This window comes from Aliidiomarina soli (assembly GCF_003986975.1).
Taxonomy (GTDB): Bacteria; Pseudomonadota; Gammaproteobacteria; order Enterobacterales; family Alteromonadaceae; genus Aliidiomarina; species Aliidiomarina soli.
Window position 1 is genome coordinate 527,384 of record NZ_PIPO01000001.1, and the last position, 25,127, is coordinate 552,510.

Consider the following 25,127-nt stretch of genomic DNA (forward strand, 5'->3'; position numbering starts at 1 on the left):
GAGATAAGAAACAATCATGGAAAAACGAGAAGAGCTGTACCGCGGTAAAGCAAAAACTGTATACACCACAGACGACGCTGACCGCCTGATCCTGCAGTTTCGTAATGACACCTCTGCGTTTGATGGTGAGAAGATTGACCAGCTTGACCGCAAAGGTATGGTGAATAACAAGTTCAATCATTTTATTATGCAGCAGTTGGAAGCGGCTGGTGTGCCTACTCAGGTAGATGCACTGCTGTCTGATACTGAGTCGTTGGTTAAAAAGCTGGAGATGATCCCGGTTGAATGCGTGGTGCGTAATCGTGCCGCGGGTTCTTTGGTCCGCCGTCTGGGTGTGACCGAAGGGCAGGCGCTGAATCCGCCGACGTTTGAGTTTTTCCTCAAAAACGACGCGCTGCATGATCCTATGATCAACGAGTCTCATATCATTACCTTCGGTTGGGCCACAGAGGCACAAATCGAGCAGATGAAAGCGCTGACCTTCAAGGTCAACCAGGTGCTGACCTCGCTGTTTGAAAAAGCAGGTTTGCTGCTGGTGGATTACAAGCTTGAGTTTGGCCTGTTTGGCGACCAGATCGTTCTGGGTGATGAGTTTACCCCGGACGGATGCCGCCTGTGGGACGCAGAAACTCTGGATAAAATGGACAAAGACCGTTTCCGCCAGGGCCTTGGTGGGGTGGTTGAAGCCTATGAAGCCGTCGCCAAACGGATTGGTGTAGAGCTTTAAGGCAACCGATTCGCTAACCTGAATCGCGAGGCGCCTCAGCAACCCGTTGCACATAACGGGCAAATAGCTGAGGCGCTTTTTGTTGCAGCCAGTCAAAAGCGGCCGGCGGCTGTTCTAGCCAGGCGGCTTGCAGGTGTTCGAGCGTGAATGCTTGTTGAAACGGCTGCGAAACCGGGGCGTAGCTTAAATGCCAGGGTTCCGGCGCTACACCGCCGCGGTCTGCATCATACGGCCAGTAAAAGCTAAAACGATGGGCGTGCTGTTGCAGCCAGTCATACAAGGGGGCACAAGGGCCTCCTGCTACGTATTCCCAGGGTTCCAGTTGTAGCCTTTGTTCTCCCAATGCTGTTTTGTCGAAGACATCCAAATCGCTCCCCCAGTGGTGACGACTGGCACCGGGCATCGCTGACCAATGTAAAATGCTCAGTAAATCCTCGTCAGCCGGGTTGGTACCCAGAGCGTCAACTTTGCGTTGCCAGATTGCCAGCTGACGCTGATAACTGCGAAAGCCACTGGCAACGCGCAGATCGTGCCCAGCGCTTGCTGCTGCCTGCTGCATGCGGGTAAAGGCAGCGACCGTCTGAGGGTGGAGCGGACAGCCGTCAATCTCTGCCGCTACATGGGTCGCAGTGAGTCCGGTCAGCGTCTGGTAGTCCGGGTTTGTCATTCTTTGTTGTTCACCAATAGGTTGATTAGAGTCCGCTCATACATATCAGTCAGCTCGATCAGATCTTTATGACTGACATATTCATTGACCTTATGAATCGATGCATTAACCGGCCCGAGTTCCAGCACTTCAGCGCCGGTTGGCGCAATAAAGCGGCCATCCGAGGTGCCACCCGCGGTGGACAGTTTGGGCAGATGACCGGTCACCGATTTAACAGCCTCGCGGGTGGCCTGAACCAGTTCGCCACTGTCGGTGGTCAAAAACGGCTGCCCGTTGTGGGTCCAGTGGATAGCATAGTCTAGGCCGTACCCGTCAAAAATACGCAAAATGCGGTCTTTTAGCTGCTCAGCGGTATTCTCGGTACTGTAGCGCAGATTAAACGAGACATGCAGCGTGCCGGGAATGACGTTGCCTGCACCAGTTCCCGCATGCAGGTTGGAGATCTGGAAACTGGTCGGCGGGAAGTAGTCGTTGCCCTCGTCCCAGACTGTTTCCGCCAGTTCGTGCAATGCGGGTGCCGCCTGATGGACCGGGTTGCGGGCCAGGTGAGGGTAGGCGACATGACCCTGAATGCCCCAGACCTGGAGGTCACCGGTTAAACTGCCGCGGCGCCCATTTTTGATGATATCGCCACAATAACTGGTACTGGAAGGTTCGCCGACAATACACCAGCGTATTTTTTCGTTACGTGCTTCCAGCGTATCGATAACCCGTGTGGTGCCATTGATAAACGGGCCTTCTTCGTCGCTGGTGATCAGAAAACTGACCGAGCCTTTGTGTTCTGGGTGCTTTTCGATAAAACGTTCGCAGGCCACTACCATAGCCGCCAGGCTACCTTTCATATCGGCAGCCCCGCGACCAAACAGAACACCGTCAATGTCAGTTGGTTCAAAGGGCGGGGTGTTCCATTTGTCGAGATCACCAGCCGGCACCACATCGGTGTGACCGGCAAAACAAAACAGGCCGCCGGGCTGACTGTCGCGCCGAGCCCAAAGGTTGGTGGTATCTTCAAAGACCATGCTTTCAAGTTGAAAACCGAGTGCCTGCAGACGTTTACCAATGATTTGCTGGCAACCAGCGTCCTCTGGGGTGACCGAGGGTCGGGCGATGAGCTCGCGGGCCAGTTGCAGGGTTGGGTGCGTCTGTTCAGACATGGAAAATTTCCTGATATTTTTTATCGCTGAAGCCACAATACAGGCTACCGTCGTGCTTTAACAACGGGCGTTTGATAAGGGTTGGCTGTTGCTGAATAAGCTCAACCCAACGTTTGGCGTCGTTGCTTTGCTTAGCGTCGTCGTCAAGCTGGCGAAAGGTGGTGCTGCGTTTATTAACCAGGGTTTCCAGGCCGAGGATGGCTATCCAGCTCTGGATTTGTTCAGCCGTCGGTTGCTCGTCGCGAAAATCGGAAAATTCAAACGGGATATCATGAGTGGTAAGAAAACGCTGAGCCTTCTTCACCGTATCGCAGTTTTTTATACCAAATAGGACTGTGCTCATAAGTCGTGTTCTAAAACCTCTTGTGAAAGCTCAATTAAACTGAATAAAACATCTTCGCCGGCACGGTGTTGCCCGCTGTGGACAAAAAGGCCGAGCTTAGTCTGTTCGCTGAGAAGATTGAGGGTTAATACCGGGTCCTGACGCAATGCCTCAGGGGTTAATGTAAACAGGGTTGCTTTGGGGGTTACAATATCGCCCGGCTGACAGGGACTGTTTGCCAGTGGCAAGGCTGCACTGCTGCTTAGCAGAAGACGTAACTGGAGTGATTTGTTGAGCGCTAAGCGCCACTCACAGCGGTCCGCAGACACACTCAATATTTTACAGCGGGCCGGTGCCAGGATACGTTGTGTGCGCAGTTTAATTCGCGCCCCTGGTCCTGGAATCGCCAGACGGTCGAGTGCTAACGGGCTCTCGCTAAGCGCTGAAGCAACGCCGTTGGCAGGTGACAGAATCCGCTGTTGCAGCGTGCCATATTGAGTCGGATGGTCTAATAAATACACAGTGTCAGCTTATCCTTGTGAGCAGAAGCCTGAGTGTGACAAATCGCTGGCCATTTGGCAATTTGCAGGCTATCCCCATTTTCTGTGGATAACTTTGTTAGTTACCTGACCGCAAGATTGCAAGTTGCTGATAATTAAGCAGTAATACCACTGGTTGATATCTGTCCGCTACGCTCAGATTGTGAACGTAGTGATGCTAAAAACGGCCATTGGTGGTTGCGTGGAAAAGGATTACACTAAGCCCATGAGGGCTAGCTCAGTGATTCGTAAAGAGGCAGGTAGGTGATGAAGGTGTTTGCAAACGGCTGGCGGTATATGAAACTGTGGCCAAACCATGCGGTTGTTGGTGCGTTACCCGAAGCGCAAATTATTCCGTTAACCCGCTTGGTAAGCTGGATGTTGCCGGCTGCGGCGGTCACAAATTTTGGCGTGCAGTGGTTCTGGCTCGGTACTGACCATTTACCGATGATTATTATGGCGTCTATGTTTTTATTGCTGCTGCCGTTGCAAGGGTATTACTGGCTGGGAAAGCGGGCTTATAGTGAGCTGCCATTGAATCTTCGCGGCTGGTATTTTGAATTGCAAAGTAAGCTGCAGGTCGCCGGGCAGGATGTGCGTCTGCCGTCACATCGCCCGGGGCCCTGTTATATCGATTTGGCGCTGATCCTGCGTAAAGCGCTTAGCGAGTTACCACCTGATCAGTACTGAGTTGTTACGAGTCGCTTAGCTTAAAGGTTGACCAGATCGGCGCATGATCCGATGGCTTTTCGATACCGCGCAGTTCGTAATCGATACCCGTCTCGACACACTTGGGTGCCAAGGGGGCGGTGGCCAGGATCAGGTCAATCCGCAGTCCGCGGTTGTCGAGAAAGCCTTTTGAGCGGTAATCAAACCAGCTGAACTGGTCGGTTACATCTGGGTTTGCATCACGGAAGGTGTCACTAAAACCCCAATCCATCAACCGTTGCATCCACTCTCGCTCTTCCGGTAAGAAACTGCACTTACCGGTACGCAACCAGCGTTTGGCATTGGCATCGCCGATTCCAATATCGCAATCTTTGGATGAAATATTCATATCGCCCATCAGCACGACAGGCTGTTGCGGGCTTAAGTCCTGCTCAAGATAATTCATCAGGTCGGCGTAGAATTTCTCCTTGGCAGGGAATTTGACCGGGTGGTCACGGCTTTCGCCCTGCGGGAAATAGCCATTCATAACGCGCACCAGTTCACCGTTGGCAGCGGTCACCGTTGCCATGATCATACGCCGCTGCGCATCGTCATCATCGGTGGGGAAACCGTAGCTCACGTCCTGTATCGGCAATTTGCTCATTAAAGCGACGCCGTAGTGACCTTTCTGGCCGTGAAAAACGACCTGGTAACCCATGGCTTCAACGTCCTGCAACGGAAAAGCATCGTCATGTACTTTGGTTTCCTGCAGCCCGATGACATCTGGCTGATGTTTCTCGATAAGTGCCTGAAGCTGGTGAAGCCGGGCTCGCAGGCCGTTGATATTAAAACTAATGACTTTCATGAAAACGAATCCAATTGTGTTAGCGAACGGGGTTCAGAAGAGCTCATGATAGCACTCTCAGACGCTATGCGTTAGCCCGCAAAGCGCGTTATACTGCCCCCTTTTGTGAACCGGAAACAGGGTAGTAGAAACATGTTTGAGAGCTGGATTGTTCAAGCCAGTCAGTGGGTTAGACCGCACCTTATGGCGGTTTCGCTGATGGTCGTTGCCACCTTATTGGTGTTGTATGGCAATAACATTAATGCTGCAGTGCGGCGACAGATTCATCATTATCATTTTGTCCTGCGGACGACGCTTTTCATTCTGTTATGTGCCTTCGGGTATGGCTTGTTAACCAGTTTACTGACCCCGTTTCTTGCTCGTCAGTTGGCACAGTTGCCCAATTACTATCTGGCGCCGGTGGTACTGATTGTTACTATTACGCTGGGTGTACTGGCTGAACGCAAAGGTCAGGCTTAAGGATTTGCAATGACAAAGTGGTTAAACATTAAAGCCGGTGCGGAGGCGTACTTACATATTCAGGAGAAAGGGCTGCAGCAGGAAGATATCAATTTGTTGCTGGGTGCCTCAGGCGGACCGAAATGGTTTGTGTTGCAGGGGCTGGATAACTATCTGTTTGGAGAGTTTTTTGCCCAGCGCAAAACGCCATTGCAGTTACTCGGCACCTCGGCCGGGGCGTGGCGCTTTGCCAGTCTTGGTCGCGCGCATGCGGCGAAAGCCAGCGAACTGTTCTGCGAGCTTTATCGGGCACAAACCTACAGTGCCAAACCGACCGCCGCAGAAATAACCGACAACGCCAAAGCCTTACTTGAGCATTACGTCAGCGATGCGGATATCAGTGAAATGCTGAACCAGCAGACTTTTCTCCACCATATGATTGTTGCCCGCTGCAATGGCTGGGCAGCGCTTGAGTCGCGTCGCCGTCAGGCGATAGGATTGGCCCGGGCGGCGGCGGGCAATTTACTCAGCCGACGAGCCCTCAAGTCTGCATTTGAACGGGTTATTTTCCATCACCCTCAGGCGGGAACGGATCTGGGCGAGCACTGGGACGATCTGCCAACCAGTCGGGTTGCGTTAAGCACCGAGAATTTTCGCCAGACACTACTGGCAACGGGCTCTATCCCCATGGTGTTGCAAGGGGTACGGGATATTCCGGGCGCGCCCCCAGGGGTTTATCGAGACGGTGGCATTACCGACTACCATTTCGATGTCGATCTGTCACGACAGTCGGGCCTGGTGCTCTATCCGCATTTCCACTCACAGGTGATCCCAGGCTGGTTTGATAAAAAGCTGAGTTGGCGCCGGACCTCGGGTAAGCAATGGCCGAATGTGATTTTTATGCATCCCAGTCAGGCCTTCCTCGACGCTTTGCCCTACGGCAAAATCCCGGACCGCAATGACTTCGTTAAACTGGATGCCGAGACGCGGCAGAAATACTGGAAAAAAGCGGTCGAGGTAGGTTACCGCATGGCGGATCAATTTGCTGAATGGCAGCAAAAAGGGACCCTGGGCGAGCATGTGGAGCTCTGGCAGCGCTGATGATTATTGCCCGTGAGCTGGCTGAACTGTTTTCGGCGAATGACGACATTACCCTGTTCGTTTGGGACCATTCCCCGGGTTGGCCTGTGCTGCATTGCACTGACAATGTCCGAGAACTGATCGGCTACAGTAAAGAGGATTTTTACAGCCGCCGGGTGGCGTTCATTGATATCGTCCACCCGGACGATGTCGAGCGGGTCAGTGAGGAAGTACTGGCCGGACTGCAGGATCAGACGTCGAGTTCGTTTTCCCACGAGGACTATCGGCTGCTGCGTGCCGACGGACGCGAAGTATGGGTGGCTGATACCACCATGGTTGAGCGGGACGAGCAGGGGGTCGTGCGTTACATGATCGGCTATCTGCTGGATATAACCACGCGTAAAAACCTGGAACTGGCACTACTGGCGGAACGTAGCCAGCTACAGATGGTTCTTGACGGGACCCGGCTCGGCAGCTGGGACTGGGCACCGCAACACAACACGCTGCAGGTTAATCAACGCTGGCTGACCATGTACGGGCTCGATGACAATCCACCGCAGGTGTCTGTGGCCCTATGGGAAAGCCTGATCCACCCTGAAGATCGGGAGGGCTGGCATCGGGCATTGCAAATGCATTTGTCCGCTAATACGCCATTTTATGAACATGTTTATCGTATTCGTCACACCCGCGGCCACTACCTGCATGTACTTGACCGCGGTAAAGTTGTGGAGTGGAATAGCGCTGAACCGGTGCGCGTTGCCGGAACCCACACTGATATCTCTAAGCAACGGCAGGCGGAACTGGACGCACGCGAAGCAGCTCGGTCGCGCACCTTGTTTCTGGCCAATATGTCGCATGAAATCCGTACCCCATTGCACGGTATTCTCGGCCTGGCATCTGTCTTGGCGAGCACTGAACTGGATGACTACCAGCGGCAATTGCTGGAGACCATTCAGGAGAGTGGCGATTATCTTCTCAACACGCTGAACGATGCGATTGATATCAGCCGCGCCGATCAGGGCAAGCTGGAGATTAAACCAAGCGTACAAAGTTGCGATAGTTTGCTTACCCATTTGCAGTCATTGTTCGGTGAACAGGCGCGTCGGCGTAGCATTGACTATCAGGTTGAACGGGGGGACGGGGTACCCGAATGGGTATTGCTGGATAAGTCACGCTTTTTACAGATCGCGGTGAATTTGGTGAATAACGCATTCAAATTCACCAAAATCGGCTTTATTCGGGTGACCTTAAGCTGGCACAACGATGTCCTGACCTTGCAGGTAGCCGACTCAGGGATGGGCATTGAAGACACTGAAAAAGTCTGGAATGTATTTGAGCAGGAAAGCGAGGAGTCCATGCACCCTAAGCCAGGTGGCGGGCTTGGCCTGGGTATAGTGCGTAGCCTGGTGCAGTTAATGGGAGGGCTAGCAGAGGTGCAAAGCGAACCCGGCTTCGGCAGTACCTTTACCATCACCTTACCGGTTGCGGCAACTGAGCCTGCTATGGCGGCCAGTAAAGGTCTGACACGATTGCCTGTGTATCGGATTCTGGTGATTGACGACAATGACGTCAACCAGCTGATTCTTGGTGAAATGCTGAGCAGCCTGGAGCAGGTGTACGTGGCCACATCCTCAGCGGAAATGGGGCTACAGGTGTTGCAAAGCCAGGAATTTGATGTCGTCTTTATGGATATCCATATGCCTGATCTGGATGGTGTTGAAGCAACAATCCGCATCCGCCAGCAAGCGTTAAAGCAACCTTACATTGTCGGTCTGACCGCAAATGCAATGCCGACCATGCGCCAACGTGCGATGGCGGCGGGTATGAATGCCTACCTGACCAAACCCTTTCGTCTGACCGAAATTCGTCAAGCTTTGACCCATGTTCATGAGTTAACCTATCGAAAATCTTAGCTATTAAGTTGGCGTTCCCTAAGGTCTTGTTCTACGGTTGTTTATGACAACAATACAGGAGTCAATTTATGGATAAGTTTATTTCACTCGCCATTCTCATTGCTGGTTTAATTTTATTGTACTTCGGTTACCAGGAGTCACAGTCTATTGCATCTGAGGTAAGCGAAACATTCCAGGGGCAACCGACCGATAACTCCATCTGGTTTCTGATTTCCGGCGCTGTGCTGGCAATTATCGGCATTGGTGGCGTCATTCGCGGCTTTGTACGCGGCAAATAATCACCCAACGCCAAGGTTAACGGCTTAACGTAGCTATTGACCGTCACTAGCAAACGAAAAACACCGGCTGCGTTAGCACCGGTGTTTTTTGTACTTGGGGTAACGTAGTGAGGTGGGTATGATGGGTGCCCAATTTAGTTAGACAGGTGGTTATGTGACATCCTTCAGCAGTACCGATAATTACATTGTTTCTGATGAACTGGCGCTGGCTGTAAACGCGGCCGTAACGCTGGAAAAACCATTATTATTAAAAGGTGAGCCTGGTACCGGTAAGACCCGGCTTGCAGAAGAACTGGCAGCAGCGCTGGATACCCCGCTGCTGCAGTGGCAGATTAAGTCGACTACGAAAGCTCAGCAAGGCCTCTATGAATATGATGCGGTGTCGCGTTTGCGTGACAGCCAGCTGGGCAGCGACAAAGTGCATGACATCGCCAATTACATTCGCCCGGGTAAACTATGGCAGGCGTTTACCGCCGCGCAGCGGCCGGTGCTTCTGATCGATGAAATCGATAAAGCGGATATTGAATTCCCCAATGACTTGCTGCACGAGCTCGACCAGATGTCGTTTCATGTGTATGAAACCGGTGAGCAGGTCAGTGCCGAGCAACGGCCCATTGTTATTATCACCTCAAATAACGAAAAAGAACTGCCGGATGCATTTTTGCGCCGCTGTTTCTTCCACTATATTCGTTTCCCTGATGAAGCGACATTGCGTTCAATCGTGGGAGTTCATTTCCCTGATATTCAGAAAAACTTATTGAGTACAGCGCTGGATATTTTCTTCGATGTACGACAAATGCCAAACCTGAAGAAAAAGCCGTCGACCTCTGAGTTATTGGACTGGCTTAAGCTGTTGCTGGCTGAGCAAATCGATGCGCCAGCCTTACAGGCAGAACAGAAACAAGGCGGACTGATGCCGATGTTTGGCGCCTTGTTGAAAAACGAGCAGGACATTGAACTGGTTGAAAAGCTGGCGTTCATGAGCCGCCGTCAGGGGCGCTAATGCTGGTTGGATTCTTTTTATGTCTGCGTAAACACGGTCTGCCGGCCAGCTTAACTGAGCTGCTCGACCTGTTGAATGCGCTGGACCAGCAACTGGTGTTTGCCGATATTGAAGCCTTTTATACCCTGTCACGACTGGTGATGGTGAAGGACGAGCGGCATTATGATCGCTTTGATCGCGCTTTTGCTGAGTATTTTGAGGGTGTACATGAAGTCGATCTGGCCAGTGCCATACCCGACGAGTGGTTGCAACGCACTATGCAGCGCCAGCTTAGTGAGGCAGACAAAGCCGCGCTTGAAGGCGAGGGCGATTTGCAGTCGTTACTGGATAAGTTTCGTGAACGACTGGACGAGCAACAGAAGCGCCATGCCGGAGGAAACAAATGGATTGGAACTGGTGGTAGTTCGCCATTTGGCGCCTATGGGTATCATCCGGAAGGGATCCGTATTGGTCAGGAAGGTTCCAATGCCCGGCGTGCGGTAAAAGTATGGGACAAGCGGGAGTTTCGTGATCTCGATGACGAAGCGGCGTTGAACAACCGCACCATGAAGCTGGCTCTGCGCAAGTTACGGCGCTTCGCGCGCAGCGGTGCTGCCAACGAGCTTGATTTAGAGAACACGGTTCGCGCAACCTCGCGCCAGGGTGGTCTGTTAGATCTGCAATGGCAGGCTGAACGTCATAATGCAGTGAAAGTGTTGCTGTTTTTTGATGTTGGCGGCTCGATGGATGACTATATTTATGAATGCGAACAGTTATTTAGCGCTGCTCGCAGTGAGTTTAAACATCTTGAGTTCTTTTATTTTCATAACTGCATTTATGAAGGGGTATGGAAAGACAACAAACGTCGCTTTAATCAGCAAATACCATTGAACGACGTTTTGCATACCTACGGCAGTGATTATAAGGTGTTGATTATTGGCGACGCGACCATGGGGCCGTATGAAATTGCATACCCGGGTGGTAGCGTTGAGCACTGGAACGAAGAGTCGGGTGAAGTCTGGTTACGTCGTTTGCTGGATGTCTACCCGAAAGCTGTCTGGTTAAACCCTCAGGACGCTGCACGATGGCCGTATTACCAGTCCATTGAGTTGATCCAGCACATTATGGAGGGTCGCATGTACGGGTTAACCTTGGACGGCATTTCCGCAGCAATTGACGAACTACAATAGGACTATCGGCATGGCAGATCAGCATGACTTACGTATTACGTTTTTAGGCGGCACAGAAACCGTTACCGGTTCGCGTTTTTTACTGGAAACAAAAACTACCAGGGTGCTGGTCGATTGTGGTCTGTTTCAGGGCTATAAATGGTTGCGCCGACGCAACCGGCAACCCTTACCTTTAGGGATCAACCATGTAGATGGGGTGGTCCTGACCCATGCCCACCTTGATCATTCTGGTTATCTCCCGGTGTTGTATAAGCATGGTTACCGGGGGCAGGTATGGACCCATTCCGCCACGGCAGCGCTTTGTTCAGTGCTCTGGCCAGACAGCGGACGGATTCAGGAAGAAGACGCTAAGTATCTGAAAAAACATAAGCTAAGCCGTCACGAAGACCCAGAACCGTTGTATGACGAAGACACCGCGAAGAAGGCGCTGAAGTTATTGCAGCCGGTTGATTTCAAACAGCGCTTTAGCATTGGCGACATCGAGTTTGAATTGCAGTCGGCCGGGCATATTCTGGGAGCAGCCAGCGTCATTGCATCGCATGGCGGTAAGCGGGTTGGCTTCTCCGGCGATGTCGGACGACCCAATGATATTATGATGTACCCACCGGAACCACTGCCAGAGGTTGATTGCCTGTTGTTGGAGTCGACCTACGGTGACCGTAAACACGCAGAGTATGACCCCTTTGCTGAGCTGGCTGACGTGGTTAACGAAACGGCCAAAGCGGGTGGGGTGCTGATGATTCCAAGCTTCGCCGTCGGTCGTGCTCAATTGCTGCAGCACATGCTGGTCACCTTGATGGATGAAAATAAGATCCCGCGTTTGCCTATTTTCCTCGACAGCCCAATGGCAATACGGGTATCGGATATGTATGGTGACTACCATGAACATCTTCGTTTAACGGGTGCTCAATGCAGCCATGCCGAAGATGTGGTGACCTATACGCACAGCGTTGATGAGTCCAAGGCGATTGGCAAGCAGACAGGCCCGCATATTATTATTGCGGGTAGTGGCATGGCCACCGGCGGACGTATTTTGCACCACTTTAAACATTGGCTGGCTGATCATCGCAGCACCGTATTGTTTGCCGGGTATCAGGCAGGAGGTACGCGAGGTGCTAAAATGATCAACGGCACTGAGCGAATTAAATTGCATGGCGAGTGGATAGAAGTTCGGGCATCCATTCGTAATCTTGAGGGACTCTCCGGCCATGCCGATTACCAGGAGATCGGGCAATGGCTGCAGCAATCCAAGCTTCGTCCCGGAACCAATATTCAATTGGTTCATGGTGAACCTGATGCGCTGGAAGCCATGCGCGATTATTTGTCCCAAACCACCAGTTTTGATGTCGACATTCCGGATCACATGAGTATTTTGAGGATTTAATTAGTATGGGCGTATTTATGTTAGTTGCTTTTCCAGTGGTGTTTATTGCCCTGCTTGCATGGTTTCTGATTGCGACAGTTATTAAGGGCGAAAAAGAGCGCAACAAATAATGAGACCAATTCGCTGGCTAGGGCTTGGGGTGGTTACCCTGATAGTGCTTATAGCATGCTCAAGTCTGCCAGCGCTTGATGATCGTAGTGATAGTTTTGCTTACCCGGTGTCGGTTACGCAGAGTACTGCCATCGGGCAGTCGATAGCGGATGAGGTTGCCGCGCATCCGCAGCAAAGTGGCATTTTAACCCTACCGCAGGCGCAGGACGCCTTTGCGGCCCGGCTATTACTGGCAAGCGCCGCAGAGCGCAGCCTGGATGTGCAGTACTACATCTGGCGCAATGACAAGACCGGTCAGCTGTTAATGCAGTCTCTGTATGATGCCGCACAGCGTGGTGTTCGGGTACGACTGTTAATTGATGATCTGAATAGCGGGCCAATTGAAGACAAGCTGGTTGCACTCAACCAGCATGCCAGTATTGAAGTCCGTTTATTCAACCCGTTCGCTATCCGTGGCCCTCGTAGTTTAGGCTTTATTACCGACTTTGCGCGGGCCAACCGGCGCATGCACAACAAATCATTCACTGCTGATAACCAGGTCACTATTATCGGTGGTCGTAACGTCGGCGATGACTATTTCAGCGGCGCCGACGGAGTCCTTTTTGCTGACCTCGATGCGCTGGCAATCGGTGAAGTCGTAACCGACGTTTCCACCGATTTTGATGGGTTCTGGAACAGTCAGTCGGCTTACCCTCTGGAACTGCTGACGTCACCGGTCTCCTCTGCGCAGAAAGCGAGCACTATTGCGACGTTATTTGAAAATGAAGAAGCCGCTACGCTGTTTATGCAAAGCATTCAGGATCGTGAGCTTTTTAATCAAATGCTGGATGGCGAGGTGCCGCTGGAATGGGCACAGACCCGAATGGTCAGCGATGATCCGCGAAAAGCCCTGGGTACAGTCGACGAAGACCAGCTGTTGACCTATGCCTTACGCGACATTATGGGCAAACCCGAAGCGAGTATTTATCTGGTTTCACCATACTTCGTACCAACCCTAACGGGGGTTGAAACCCTTGAGGAAATGGCCGCTCGTGGGGTTGAGATCCATATTCTGACCAACTCATTTGCCGCCACCGATGTCGCGATTGTGCACTCCGGATACGCTAAATGGCGTCAACGTTTGCTGCAATCAGGCATCCGTATTTATGAAATGCGCCCCAGTGTGGTTGAACCTGACAATGGCAATCCTGATATACCTCGTTTTGCCAGCTCTGCGTCCAGTTTACATGCGAAAACCTTCGCCATTGACGGGGAGCGGGTATTTATTGGCTCGTTTAACTTTGACCCCCGTTCCGCCGCGCTGAATACTGAACTTGGCTTTGTTATTGAAAGCGAGACGCTGGCTCAGCAGACTGCTGATATTTTTGCCAGTGAAGTACCTTTTAACGCCTACGAGCTTCGTCTCGCGCCATCGGGTCGTATGTACTGGCTGGAACGTAACCCGGGGCACCACCAACGGCATGATACAGAACCCGATAGCACGTTGTTGCAACGCGCGTCGGTGCGTTTTTTTTCCTGGCTGCCAATTGACTGGTTGCTATAAAGCTTTGATGTGGGTCAGCCTGAAGCCCTCAACGACTGTGCTAGGCTTGCGGTAGTTTTCAGGCAACCAGTGGTTTATCAGGGAGATCAGTATGCAGGCAAACTCAGTGCAACAGGCTTTGGAGCTTATTCAGGACAATGACATTATTTGGTGTCATTCGATGGCGGCCACGCCTTATTTGTTGTTGCACGGGCTGGCAGATATTGCGTTGCAACGGCGTGATTTGACCTTGCTACAACTGCATACCGAGGGTAGTGAAAGGTTAGCAGACCCCGCGTTGCAGGGGCACCTGCGTCAGCGTGCTTTCTTTGTCGGTGGGTCGACCCGCCAGGCGGTGGCGTCGGGGCTGGCTGACTACGTACCAATTTTCCTGTCTGAAATTCCCAAACTGATGCGCAGTGGCGAACAACCTGTTGATACGGTTTTATGCCAGGTTTCTCCACCTGACAAACATGGGTTCTGTAGTCTGGGTATTTCAGTCGAAGCAACCCGTGCTGCGTTACAGGTCGCGAAACGTAAGATTGCCTGGATCAATCCGTCAATGCCGCGAACGCACGGTGATTCCTTTGTGCACCTGAGTGATTTTGACCGTACCTTTGAGTATCAGGCGCCCTTGCACGAACACCGGCCGGCCCGACAAAATGAGATTACCCGCCAAATTGGTGCCAATGTGGCCAGCCTGATCGACGATGGTGACTGTCTGCAACTTGGCATTGGCGCGATTCCAGATGCAACCCTGAGTTGCCTGCAGCAACATCAGAATCTCGGCATTCATACCGAGATGTTTTCAGACGGTGTGCTGCCGCTGGTGCAGTCCGGGGTGATTAACAATAGCAATAAGCGCAAGCATCGAGGCCGCATAGTCACCACCTTTGCAATGGGGACTCAGGCCTTGTATGACTTTGTCGACGACAATCCGGATGTGGCTTTCCTTGATGTTGAGTACACCAACGATACCAGTGTTATTCGCAAAAACCCGCAAGTGGTTTCGATTAACAGTGCATTGCAGGTGGACTTAAGTGGCCAGGTTTGTGCCGATTCGATGGGAACCTCAATTTACTCCGGCGTGGGTGGTCAAATGGACTTTGTCCGTGGCGCGGCACTTGCCGAAGGCGGCAAAGCCATTATTGCATTGCCCTCGACCGCCAAAGGCGGCCAGGTGTCCAGAATTAGTAGCATGTTGTCGCCTGGCGCCGGCGTCGTTACCACACGCGCACATGTGCACTATATTGTCACTGAATACGGGATTGCGAATTTACGCGCGCGCAGTATTAAAGAGCGTGCAAAGGCATTAATTGAGATCGCACACCCGAACTTTCGCGAGACACTGGAACAGGCGTTCTGGCAGGACTGGGGACTTTCGCTATGATGTTACTGGCGTAACCCACTAACGTTCAGCTAATAGGAAATGGGTAGATGGCGAACAAGGATTCGGATTCAGCACAGCGGGCACAAACGGCCTGGTACCAGACGACCATCGATCAGGTAAGCAAAGCCTTTGCTACCGATCATAAACACGGGCTCACGGACGCCCAAGCTGGCCAACTGAGAGAGCAGTATGGTGACAACCGCTTGCCAGATAAAAAGCGTGACCCGGCCTGGAAACGCTTACTTAAGCAACTGAATAACCTCCTCATTGTGGTGCTGCTGGTCGCGGCGGCCCTGGCTGCTGTTTTAGCTGAGTGGCTCGAAGTCATGGTCATTCTGGCTGTGGTGATGGTCAACGTGTTGATCGGTTTTTTTCAGGAAGGTAAAGCGGAAAAGGCGTTACAAGCCATTCAAGGGATGCTGGCAGAATACAGTCAGGTTATTCGCCAGGGGCACAAGCAGCAGATTGAAAGCACTCAGTTGGTACCCGGCGACCTGTTGTTGCTTGAGGCGGGCGACAAGGTCGCGGCGGATGTGCGTCTGGTCAAGGTCAACAATCTGGCGCTGCAGGAGGCGGCGTTAACGGGAGAGTCGGTTGCGGTAGAGAAACACAGCAGCACATTAGACCACACTATGCCGTTGGCCGAGCGCAGCAACATGGCGTTCGCTGGCACTCTGGTTACCCAGGGCCAGGGGCAGGGCATCGTGGTTGCTACCGGGGCCAATACCGAACTCGGTCATGTCAATCAAATGCTCGCCAGTGTCGAACAGCTCACTACACCGCTATTGCGCCAGATGGCCCAGTTTGCCCGCTACCTGACCATGGCTATTTTGCTGGTTGGAGTGCTGGTATTTGCGCTGGGTATGCTGCGTGGTAACGACGCCAGTTATATGTTTATGGCGGTGGTGAGTCTGGTGGTTGCAGCTATCCCGGAAGGATTACCAACCATTCTGACCGTGGCGCTGGCCATAGGCGTGACCAGGATGGCGTCCCGGCATGCCATTATCAGGCGCTTGCCTGCTGTCGAAACCATTGGTGCGGTGTCGATTATATGCTCAGACAAAACCGGCACCCTGACCCGCAACGAGATGACCGCGACCGCACTGGTGTCACCCCAGGGCCGATTTGAGGTAAGCGGTGTAGGCTATGCGCCGCATGGGGATATTCAGGGCGACAGTGGGGTTCGTGCAGAACAACGAATTTTTGAGATCGCCTTACTCTGCAATGAAGCTCATCTGGTGGAGGATGAAAACGGCTTTCAGGTGCGCGGGGACCCAATGGAAGGTGCTTTGCTTGCGTTGGCGGGCAAAGCTGGCCTGGATACAAAAAGCATTCGTCAGCAATGGCCGCGTAGCGACGAGATCCCGTTCGATAGTGGCTATAAATACATGGCAACTCTGCATCGTGATACCGCGCATGATTCAGCTGACAGTGGCGTTGCACTGGCCTTGGTGAAGGGCGCACCGGAAGCCATTTTGCAGCGTTGCAGTAGTCTCTATAACAGCGCAGCGCCGTTTGAGATCGATACCTGGCATGCGCATATTGATGCTTTGGCCGGGCAGGGCAACCGGGTACTGGCGCTGGCCTGTAAACCTTTCGCAGCAGACGCGACGCTAAGCCACGAGAGTATCGCCAGTGATTTGCAGCTGGTTGCCCTGGTTGCGATCATGGACCCGCCGCGTGATGAAGCTATTAGCGCGATTGAAGAGTGCCATCAGGCTGGCATTGCGGTGAAAATGATCACCGGCGATCATGTACAGACCGCTGCAGCCATTGGTCGCATGCTGCACCTGAAACACCCGCATAATGCGTTGACCGGCAGTGAAATTGACCAGATGGACGATGAAGCGCTGTCACAGGCTTTGCAGGACACGGACATATTCGCACGTACCACGCCGGCGCATAAGCTGCGCCTGGTGACGTTGCTGCAGGCCGGGAACAGGGCAGTGGCCATGACCGGGGACGGGGTGAACGACGCGCCTGCTTTGAAACGGGCCGATATCGGGATTGCAATGGGCAAGGGCGGTACCGCGGCGGCTCGTGAAGCGAGTGAGATGGTGCTGACAGATGATAATTTCGCCACCATTGTTAAAGCCGTCCACGAAGGACGCACAGTTTACGATAATCTGAAGAAAGCGATCACCTTTTTGCTCCCGGTCAACGGCGGTGAGTCGCTGGCTATTATTCTGGCGCTGCTGATAGGGCTAACCCTGCCGATTATGCCGTTGCAGATCCTCTGGGTGAATATGGTGAGCTCAATCGCGCTGGCTCTGGCGCTGGCGTTTGAGGCCAGTGAGGACGACGTCATGCGTCGTCCTCCGCGTGCGCCCACTGAACCCTGGTTATCGGGGTTTATTATCTGGCGTATTGGGTTGGTATCGGTACTTTTTACCGCAGGCATTTTTGCGGTGTTTGAATGGGCGCAATGGCAAGGTTATAGCGATGAGTACGCCCGCACGATGGCGGTCAATACGCTGGTGGCGATGGAAGTCTGGTACCTGTTTAGTGTGCGTTACCTGCGCCGCGCGTCGTTCTCAATACCCGATCTGAAAGGTACGCCACCTGTTCTGCTGGCGGTGATGGCAGTATTTGTGCTGCAACTTTTGTTTACTTATAGCCCCTGGTTACAAACACTGTTTGCCAGCGAACCTTTAAGCATGCAGCATGGTCTGCTATGCGTTGCGGTCGGCATTATTCTGTTCGCTATTCTTGAGCTGGAAAAATGGCTGCAACGACGCTTTAAACCGTGACCACATGGCGCAGCCAGTTGGTAAATGCGACCACCGCCAGTTCATTTTCTTTATGTCGCGCATGAAAGGTTTGCAACATGCCCGGTGCATCCACAGTCAGTTCCTGTGCGGGTAAATCGACCGCGAGACGCTGCCCCTGACGTGGCTGGGAATAATGGCTGGGCATCAGCAGCTGACCATGTTGCAACTGCGCCAGGGTCAGTGCCATGCCGGTGTTTGCCACTTCCTGCACACCGCGATAGGTCAGCGTGGTGCCGGCTTTACGCTGCTGTTGGGTCAGGTTGCTTAAGTCGCCACTGCCGATGACCGAAAACAGGGGGCCTTTAGCGTCGCCGTGGAGTTGCCAGTGAAACTCCTGCACCGGGGTCATCACCACGCCTTTGCCGCGCATCTGGCCACAACTCAGCACCACATCCACTTCATTGCGTTCCAGCGCGTTACGCCAGTAGTCGGCGGATGCTTCGCTGAGGTATTCATCCGCCTGCTGAATTTGCAGTTTGAGATGAGGGTATAGCGAGTGGAAGTCATCCAGCCAGGGGGCGAGAAACCATTGCAGGCAATTTTCATGCACTGCCAGACGCAAGGTACGGATATCAGCCGCTTTGCTTTGGGTTAAGGTATTGATAAGCTCGTCGAGTTGCGAAAAAATGCGCTGCAACTCCGGGGCGAGCAGACTGCCGGCGTCGGTTAATGCGTGCATCCGGTTATCGCGTTGTACTAAACGCAGGCCGAGTTGCTCTTCGAGCGTCTGAATTTGTCGGCTCACGGCCGATTGAGTGACCCCGAGTTTGTCGGCGGCACCTTTAAAACTGCGGGTTTCGGCGACAGCGGCAAGGACACGCAGAGCATTGAGTGAGGCGCGTTTCATTGTGAGTTTTTCTCATTCTGGTATGAATTACAGTTAATTTTAGCTGGCTAATTAAGGGGACACAAGCCGTTGTCTGAGTATCTTTTCGAGTTTACCACCATAGCCGTTGCGCACTTACTGGCCGTGATGAGCCCGGGTCCGGACTTCGCCGTCGTCAGTCGTTACGCGGTGCGTTATGGGATCCGGCTTGGCTGCATTATTGCTATCGGTGTGGGGACCGGCATTCTGGTTCATATTGCCTACTCGCTGCTCGGTGTGGCGCTGGTCATCCATCGCACCCCCTGGCTTTACCAAGCCCTCCTGCTGGCAGCCAGTGGCTACTTTATCTGGCTCGGCTGGAACGCGATGCGGGCGCCAGCGATGACTCAGACTATTGATATCGAGCAAGCGGATCGACTGAGTGCAGGCAAGGCGTTTGTACTGGGCTTTATCACCAATGCACTGAACCCTAAAGCGACGTTGTTTTTTCTGGCACTATTCACCACCCTGATAGCGCCACAGACGCCAATGCTGGTGAAAGCGGGCTATGGTCTGTATATGGCGTTGGCTACCATGGCCTGGTTTTGTTTGTTGGCGTTGATGCTCGGCAATGACTGGATGCGTCGCTTATTGTTGGCGAAGGGCTATTGGTTTGATCGGGTAATGGGGGCGTTTCTGTGGTTACTTGCAGCGCACTTGCTGTGGCAATGGTGGCAGAGTTGAACTTCCGTTATACTAACGCCTTTGTAGTAACGCGAATCAAGGACCGCCATCGGCATGCAATTATTTGTAAATGATCTGACTGTTATCGACTTTTCTTACCTTTGTCCCCAGCGGGGTATAGTCGGCGAAAGCTGGATCGTCGATATCACTTTAGACGGGTCGTTGAATGACCAGTCGATGGTGCTGGATTTCGGCCGCGTTAAGAAGCAAATTAAAGCGATTATTGACGACTCCGTCGACCATAAGCTGGCAGTTCCCGCTGAACATCCCTTTACCAAAGTCAGCCGCAACCAGGATGAAAGTGGTTACTGGGTCGATTTCATGCGCCCGGATAATGGCTCCATTCATTTATTCTGTCCTGCGGACGCTTATGCCTTTGTCGATGCCGATGAAGTGACAATGGACACCGTTAAAGCCTATCTGCATGGGGTAATCAAGCGTCAGCTGCCAACTAACGTTGAAGGTCTGCAATTGACATTGCGAGCTGAACAAATCAACGGATTTTATTATCACTACACCCATGGCCTGAAGAAACATGACGGCAACTGCCAACGAATTGCCCACGGCCACCGCTCAGCGATTCAGGTCTATTTGAATGGCATGCGTACCCCGCGACTGGAGCAACAATGGGCACGTAAGTGGCAGGATATCTATGTTGGCTCCGTCGAGGATGTGGTGATGCCGAACTCGATGCAGCTGTCTGAGTATGGCCGCGAGAGCGTGGGCAACGATCACGTCTGCTATAGTTATCAAGCTGATCAGGGGCTATTTGAGCTGGCTGTGCCACGAACTGAGAATACGGTAATTGATACCGATTCAACCGTTGAATGCATTTCTAACTACCTGGCGGCGACGATTAAAATGGCGGAACCTGAGGCGGACGTTAAGGTCATCGCTTATGAAGGTGTTGGCAAAGGAGCTATTGGCTATGCGTAAATGGTACGGTTTACCGGGAATACTACTACTCGCCGGGCTTGGCTCGGTGCAGGCGGACGAGCACGTGAGCGAGCATCGCCTCAACGACTATGTTCAGTTGCAAGGGCAGTTGACCCAGGGGGCGCTGGTTGTCGGTAAAACCGAGCCGGGCTTTAAGGTGCGCCTGAACGGCGAAGAACTAACGGTCGGTGAGTATGGCTATTTTGTTTTTGGTTTGCCACGCGAAGCGGATGCTGAACAAACGCTCACAGTAACGGATGCAGAGGGGAGTGAACATAGCTCGACACTGGATGTGGCGTCACGTGAATTTAATATTCAACGAATAGAAGGGTTACCGCAACAGACAGTAACTCCGGATCCTGCGGCTCAGGAGCGAATTCGGGCTGAAAATCAGCAGGTTGCGCAGGCCCGTCAGGTTCGTAGCAAGATGACGTATTTTACCGGCCCGTACGCCTGGCCGGCAGAAGGGCGTATTAGTGGTGTGTACGGTTCGCAACGTATTCTTAATGGCGAGCCACGGGCACCGCACTGGGGCATCGATATTGCCGCACCTACCGGCACCCCTGTGTATGCGCCGATAGGTGGTATCGTGGTATTGGCCCACCCGGATATGCTGATGTCCGGCGGCACCTTGATTGTTGACCACGGCCATGGGGTATTTTCGAGCTTTTTGCACCTGCATCGTATTTACGTTGATGTCGGCGATTATCTGCAACAAGGCGATCCTATTGCTGAAATAGGTGCCACAGGGCGCGCGACAGGGCCTCATCTTGACTGGCGCATGAACTGGGAATCAACACGAGTCGATCCCCAGCTTTTGTTACCCCCGCGGGATTGATAACCAGGGGCTGGCCTTTGCCGGGTCAGCCAGGGTTAACACCCAGTTGATGCGCTCTGGTGCCTGCCACTGCAACTCACGTTGCTTCAGTTCGTCACGCCGAAATGCATGCACCACTACCTTGTCTCCGGCCTGATAGCGGCTGAAAAACTCCAGTTGATTGGTTGCATTAATTTGCAGATTATCAATCGCAATCAGCAGGTCACCGGCGCTAAGGCCAGCCTCATAGGCACTGCCACCTTCATAGACCTGAACTAACTCAAGCCCGTGGTCGCGCGCCGTAAAACGAGCCCCTAAGCTAACCTGGAATTCAACCCGGGGCGCTTTGCCAAAGGGGCCGTTGTCGCTTTCAAGGGCCAAAGTCTGCGCCTCAACACCAACAAAACTAAGCAGTTCTTTGAGCGGCAGCGGATGCGTAGTGTGCAGGGCACGCTGCAACAGACTGCGCATTTCGGCTCCGCCGGCATCAATGAGGCAGTCAATCAGGCTGTCCATGGTGGTGCCGCGCTCGTCTTTGCCATACTCCAGCCACAGTTGGCGCATCACGTCGTCGAGGGTAAAGCTATGATTGCTTTGCTTTCGAATCAACAGATCGGCGCAAAGCGCAACAATGGCGCCTTTGCTGTAATAACTGACAATTGCGTTCGGCGCGTTCTCGTTTTGCTGGTAGAAGGTGGTCCAGGCGAGCTGACTGGACTCGGTCAGCGTCTGCCGCTGTGAACCCTTGCCCATCAGCGCACGGGTGAGGGTTGTCGCCAAGGTATCCAGATACTGCTGGGGGCTGCTTAAACCAGCCCTGTGAACCATGTAGTCGTCGTAATAACTGGTCACCCCTTCGTAGAACCAAAGTTGCTCTGTGTACTGCTCTTTGTCGAGGTGAAAGGGAATAAATTCGCGTGGGCGTAAACGTTTTATATTCCACGAATGAAAGTACTCATGGGAGCAGAGGCTGAGGAAGGTGCGATAGCTATCCGTCATTCCAGCCTGCTGTGGATGGATCAGGTCTTTACGGCTGCACAGCAGAGCGGTGGAATTGCGGTGTTCAAGCCCGCCAAAGCCTTGCCCGGTGACCATGACCAGAAAGGTATAATCGTCGAACGGCGCCGCGCCTTCAAACATATCAAGCTGGTTCTCGCAGATATTCGCAAGATCAGCGCTGATTCTGTCCATATCGGCGAAGTGGCGGCCCGCAATAGCGATTCGGTGACGGGTACCATGGACGATGAAGTCATCCAGCGTTAACTCGCCCATCAGCACCGGAAAATCAATCAGCTGTTGGTAATCGTCAGCACGGAAACGACCATTACCGAAGGCATCCCCACGCAGTCGCGGCATCCCTGTTGCCAGATACCAATTGTCATATCCCTGAGGCAGCTCTATATCGACTTCGCAAGGTTGCCGACTCTGCCCAACAACCTCGAGGCAAAGGGCACTATGGTTGTAAAAACCAAAGGTGTCATCAAGGAAAGCCGTACGCACGGATAAGTCATTGGCGTAGACCCGGTAACGTACCTCAATCGGACCGTCACTTGCCTGCAGCAACCAGGTCTGCTTGTCGACCCGATGATAGTGCAGGATCTGGTTGTTATGGTTGGCACTGAACTCAACCACATGTTTAGCAAAATCACGGATCATATAACTGCCGGGTAGCCAGGCAGGAAGACGTAGCGTTTGCCCTTCCGGGTCGGGGTTTTCTATGCGCAGACACACGTCGAAATAGTGTCCCGAGCAGTCCGCTGCTTTGATATGATAGTGCAATGCGCAAGCCGACATGGGTTCTCCTGATCGTCCGTTTAAGCTAGTCAGTGTAACGAATGCGACCAAGCGCGACAATCGCGAGATAAAGAGGGTCGGAGCTTTACGCTGATTTCTGTATACTTTGTTAAAATTTTGTATTGGTGCAGTAACACATCTTGAACTGGCGACAACTTTTCGACGACCGCAATAAATTTTTCTGGGTATTGCAGCTAACTGGCTGGATCGGCTACGGACTGATTCAGTACCTTGGCTCTTTTACCCAGGAGATGCGTGACATTTACATGGTAATTGTCGCGTTGGGCGCCTATGCCGGTTTTTTGCTGACAATTCCGTTACGTTACCTCTATCGGCGCATCTGGAACCGACGTCCGGCGTGGCTTTTCTTTGTGGTGCTGGTGGCATCTTTCGTCACTGCCGCACTGTGGGCGGTTATCGACAACGCCACCAACTGGGAGATCTACCGTTTCGGCTATCGTCCGATCAACCCCTTGTTCTACTTCAATTACACCATCGCTAAGTGGTATATCATTCTTAGCTGGAGCGGGCTGTATTTCGTTATTAAATACTACCAGATGCTCCAGGATGAAAAGCAAAAAGCACTCACGGCCGCGTCGATGGCGCATCAGTCACAGCTGAAAATGCTGCGTTACCAGTTGAATCCACACTTTCTGTTCAATACCCTGAATGCTATTTCCACCCTGATCCTGGTCGAAGAGAACAAGGCCGCCAATAAAATGATGTCACGGCTCAGTGACTTCCTGCGTTTTTCGCTGGATAACGAACCCATTAAACGGATCACCTTAGCGCGCGAAGTTGAGGTCCTGATGCTGTATCTGGATATTGAGAAAGTCCGTTTCGAAGAACGACTGCAGGTATTCACCGCCATAACCGAAGATGCAGCGCGTGCTCTGGTTCCCAGTATGTTTTTGCAGCCACTTATCGAAAATTCTATAAAGTACGCCATTGCGCGGCTGGAAGAGCAGGGCACCATCGAGATTAATGCCCGGGTTGAGGTGGAGACTCTGGTTATCGAAGTTAAAGACAACGGGCCGGTCGCGGTGCATGAGATACCGAAGCGGAGCAATAAAGGCGGGGGCGTCGGACTGAGCAATACCGCTGAACGATTAAAGGCCTTGTACGGAAAGCAGTACTCCTTTAATCTGTTTGCAAATGATCCAACAGGTTGCATTGTTGAGATTCGGATTCCGTGGCAAGTTGTGTGAAGACATGAGTAAGAAAATTCGAACAGTTGTAGTGGATGATGAGCCTTTGGCACGACGCGGTTTACTGGTGCGTCTTGATCAGTTCGAGCAGGTTGAAGTGGTCGCTGAATGCAGTAATGGCCGTGATGCGGTGACACGTATCACCGAGACGGCGCCTGATCTGGTCTTTCTGGATATTCAGATGCCTGGTTTAAACGGCTTTGAAGTATTACGGGCGCTTAGTCAGTCAATGAGCCAGATGCCATTGATTGTGTTTGTTACCGCCTATGACCAGTATGCAATTCGAGCGTTCGATGTGCGGGCGCTGGATTATTTGCTCAAGCCAGTCGATGAAGAGCGTTTAGCGGCAGCGCTTGAGCGTATTGAGCTGGCTATGGTCAACGTGTCGGAAAAAGAACAGCAGCACAAGCTGGTTGACCTTGTCGCAGAAATGACCGGCGAAGACGGCGAAGATATTCTACGGCGGCTGGCGGATGGCGAGTCGTTGCGGGTAGATGACTATCCCGAGCATATTGCGATTAAGGAAAGTGGTGAGATTACCCGGGTCGCTATCAGCGCGATTGAATGGGTAGACGCCGCAGGCGATTACATGTGTATCCATGCTGACAATGAAACCCATATTCTTCGCCGCACCATGAAAGAGCTGGAAAAAGAGCTGAACCCGAAAAGTTTTCAGCGCATTCACCGCTCCGCTATTGTTAACCTGAACCAGGTACAGAAACTCTGTAGCAGGCAAAATGGGGAGTACCATCTTATTTTACATAATGGTGAAGAGTTAAAGGTTAGTCGTAGTTATAAAGACAAAATCAAACAATTAATTTTGGGCCGCTAGAACAGCGGCC

The 25,127-nt window shown here is 52.6% G+C and carries 24 protein-coding genes; 17 read left to right on the plus strand and 7 right to left on the minus strand.

All coding sequences use genetic code 11. The features are described 5' to 3' along the window. Positions 1 to 16: 16 nt before the first annotated feature. Positions 17 to 727, plus strand: coding sequence for a phosphoribosylaminoimidazolesuccinocarboxamide synthase (gene purC / locus CWE14_RS02620; RefSeq protein WP_126788030.1), 711 nt, complete (start codon positions 17 to 19; stop codon positions 725 to 727). 13 nt (positions 728 to 740) lie between these two features. Here purC and CWE14_RS02625 read toward each other — a convergent pair whose 3' ends face one another. The 4 genes from CWE14_RS02625 to CWE14_RS02640 are packed head-to-tail and all read right to left on the minus strand — an operon-like array spanning position 741 to position 3,391. Next, a complete protein-coding gene (locus CWE14_RS02625) occupies positions 741 to 1,394 on the minus strand; it encodes a M15 family metallopeptidase (protein ID WP_126797945.1) in 654 nt (217 codons plus the stop codon). Further along, positions 1,391 to 2,548, minus strand: a complete 1,158-nt coding sequence (dapE, locus tag CWE14_RS02630) for a succinyl-diaminopimelate desuccinylase (protein ID WP_126797946.1) — start codon at positions 2,546 to 2,548, stop codon at positions 1,391 to 1,393. Before dapE ends, CWE14_RS02625 begins: the two co-directional genes overlap by 4 nt. Further along, entirely contained in the window at positions 2,541 to 2,891 is a 351-nt protein-coding gene (locus CWE14_RS02635; RefSeq protein ID WP_126797947.1) for an arsenate reductase, read from the minus strand. Before CWE14_RS02635 ends, dapE begins: the two co-directional genes overlap by 8 nt. Next, entirely contained in the window at positions 2,888 to 3,391 is a 504-nt protein-coding gene (locus tag CWE14_RS02640; RefSeq protein WP_126797948.1) for a hypothetical protein, read from the minus strand. The genes CWE14_RS02635 and CWE14_RS02640 overlap by 4 nt, the downstream gene beginning before the upstream one ends. 285 nt (positions 3,392 to 3,676) lie before the next feature. Here CWE14_RS02640 and yfbV point away from each other — a divergent pair, with 285 nt between their 5' ends. After that, positions 3,677 to 4,099, plus strand: a complete 423-nt coding sequence (yfbV, locus tag CWE14_RS02645) for a terminus macrodomain insulation protein YfbV (protein WP_126797949.1) — start codon at positions 3,677 to 3,679, stop codon at positions 4,097 to 4,099. Positions 4,100 to 4,103: 4 nt separating this feature from the next. Here the strand turns inward: yfbV and xthA are convergent, their stop codons facing one another. Continuing rightward, positions 4,104 to 4,922 (minus strand): exodeoxyribonuclease III, encoded by an 819-nt coding sequence (xthA, locus tag CWE14_RS02650; protein ID WP_126797950.1) that lies wholly within the window; start codon positions 4,920 to 4,922, stop codon positions 4,104 to 4,106. Between the two features lie 132 nt (positions 4,923 to 5,054). On the opposite strand from xthA, the gene CWE14_RS02655 reads away from it, so the two are divergent. From CWE14_RS02655 to CWE14_RS02700, 10 genes are all read left to right on the plus strand, one after another. Further along, positions 5,055 to 5,381, plus strand: coding sequence for a DUF3392 domain-containing protein (locus CWE14_RS02655; RefSeq protein ID WP_126797951.1), 327 nt, complete (start codon positions 5,055 to 5,057; stop codon positions 5,379 to 5,381). A gap of 9 nt (positions 5,382 to 5,390) precedes the next feature. Continuing rightward, entirely contained in the window at positions 5,391 to 6,461 is a 1,071-nt protein-coding gene (locus CWE14_RS02660; protein WP_126797952.1) for an alpha/beta hydrolase, read from the plus strand. Further along, on the plus strand, positions 6,410 to 8,353 hold the full coding sequence (locus CWE14_RS02665) for a PAS domain-containing protein (protein ID WP_126797953.1): 1,944 nt from the start codon (positions 6,410 to 6,412) through the stop codon (positions 8,351 to 8,353). Before CWE14_RS02660 ends, CWE14_RS02665 begins: the two co-directional genes overlap by 52 nt. A gap of 68 nt (positions 8,354 to 8,421) precedes the next feature. Then, a complete protein-coding gene (locus tag CWE14_RS02670; protein ID WP_126797954.1) occupies positions 8,422 to 8,631 on the plus strand; it encodes a DUF3185 family protein in 210 nt (69 codons plus the stop codon). Between the two features lie 154 nt (positions 8,632 to 8,785). Then, on the plus strand, positions 8,786 to 9,634 hold the full coding sequence (locus CWE14_RS02675) for an AAA family ATPase (protein ID WP_126788018.1): 849 nt from the start codon (positions 8,786 to 8,788) through the stop codon (positions 9,632 to 9,634). After that, entirely contained in the window at positions 9,634 to 10,803 is a 1,170-nt protein-coding gene (locus CWE14_RS02680) for a vWA domain-containing protein (protein ID WP_126797955.1), read from the plus strand. Before CWE14_RS02675 ends, CWE14_RS02680 begins: the two co-directional genes overlap by 1 nt. 10 nt (positions 10,804 to 10,813) lie before the next feature. Beyond that, entirely contained in the window at positions 10,814 to 12,187 is a 1,374-nt protein-coding gene (locus CWE14_RS02685; protein ID WP_126797956.1) for an MBL fold metallo-hydrolase RNA specificity domain-containing protein, read from the plus strand. Positions 12,188 to 12,296: 109 nt separating this feature from the next. After that, the gene (locus tag CWE14_RS02690) at positions 12,297 to 13,841 is read left to right on the plus strand and encodes a phospholipase D family protein (protein ID WP_126797957.1); all 1,545 of its coding nucleotides are present in this window, start codon (positions 12,297 to 12,299) and stop codon (positions 13,839 to 13,841) included. Between the two features lie 91 nt (positions 13,842 to 13,932). After that, positions 13,933 to 15,210, plus strand: coding sequence for an acetyl-CoA hydrolase/transferase family protein (locus tag CWE14_RS02695; protein ID WP_126797958.1), 1,278 nt, complete (start codon positions 13,933 to 13,935; stop codon positions 15,208 to 15,210). A gap of 47 nt (positions 15,211 to 15,257) precedes the next feature. After that, the gene (locus CWE14_RS02700) at positions 15,258 to 17,960 is read left to right on the plus strand and encodes a cation-translocating P-type ATPase (RefSeq protein WP_126797959.1); all 2,703 of its coding nucleotides are present in this window, start codon (positions 15,258 to 15,260) and stop codon (positions 17,958 to 17,960) included. Here CWE14_RS02700 and CWE14_RS02705 read toward each other — a convergent pair. Then, complete coding sequence (locus CWE14_RS02705; RefSeq protein WP_126797960.1) at positions 17,950 to 18,828, minus strand: LysR family transcriptional regulator; 879 nt, start codon at positions 18,826 to 18,828, stop codon at positions 17,950 to 17,952. The genes CWE14_RS02700 and CWE14_RS02705 overlap by 11 nt on opposite strands. A 69-nt stretch (positions 18,829 to 18,897) precedes the next feature. Here CWE14_RS02705 and CWE14_RS02710 point away from each other — a divergent pair, with 69 nt between their 5' ends. Genes CWE14_RS02710 through CWE14_RS02720 form a run of 3 tightly spaced genes read left to right on the plus strand, consistent with a single transcriptional unit; the run spans position 18,898 to position 21,304 of the window. Beyond that, positions 18,898 to 19,530, plus strand: a complete 633-nt coding sequence (locus CWE14_RS02710; RefSeq protein ID WP_241972299.1) for a LysE family translocator — start codon at positions 18,898 to 18,900, stop codon at positions 19,528 to 19,530. 54 nt (positions 19,531 to 19,584) lie between these two features. Next, a complete protein-coding gene (locus CWE14_RS02715; protein ID WP_126797961.1) occupies positions 19,585 to 20,466 on the plus strand; it encodes a 6-carboxytetrahydropterin synthase in 882 nt (293 codons plus the stop codon). Next, entirely contained in the window at positions 20,459 to 21,304 is an 846-nt protein-coding gene (locus CWE14_RS02720) for a M23 family metallopeptidase (RefSeq protein WP_126797962.1), read from the plus strand. Before CWE14_RS02715 ends, CWE14_RS02720 begins: the two co-directional genes overlap by 8 nt. Here the strand turns inward: CWE14_RS02720 and CWE14_RS02725 are convergent. Beyond that, positions 21,287 to 23,077, minus strand: coding sequence for a M61 family metallopeptidase (locus CWE14_RS02725; RefSeq protein WP_126797963.1), 1,791 nt, complete (start codon positions 23,075 to 23,077; stop codon positions 21,287 to 21,289). The genes CWE14_RS02720 and CWE14_RS02725 overlap by 18 nt on opposite strands. A gap of 140 nt (positions 23,078 to 23,217) precedes the next feature. Between CWE14_RS02725 and CWE14_RS02730 the strand changes: the two genes are divergently transcribed. Both CWE14_RS02730 and CWE14_RS02735 read left to right on the plus strand, forming a co-directional pair. Further along, entirely contained in the window at positions 23,218 to 24,285 is a 1,068-nt protein-coding gene (locus tag CWE14_RS02730) for a sensor histidine kinase (protein WP_126797964.1), read from the plus strand. 4 nt (positions 24,286 to 24,289) lie between these two features. Further along, positions 24,290 to 25,117: a LytR/AlgR family response regulator transcription factor gene (locus tag CWE14_RS02735; RefSeq protein ID WP_126788000.1), complete on the plus strand. Its 828-nt coding sequence runs from the start codon at positions 24,290 to 24,292 to the stop codon at positions 25,115 to 25,117. Positions 25,118 to 25,127 lie beyond the last annotated feature (10 nt).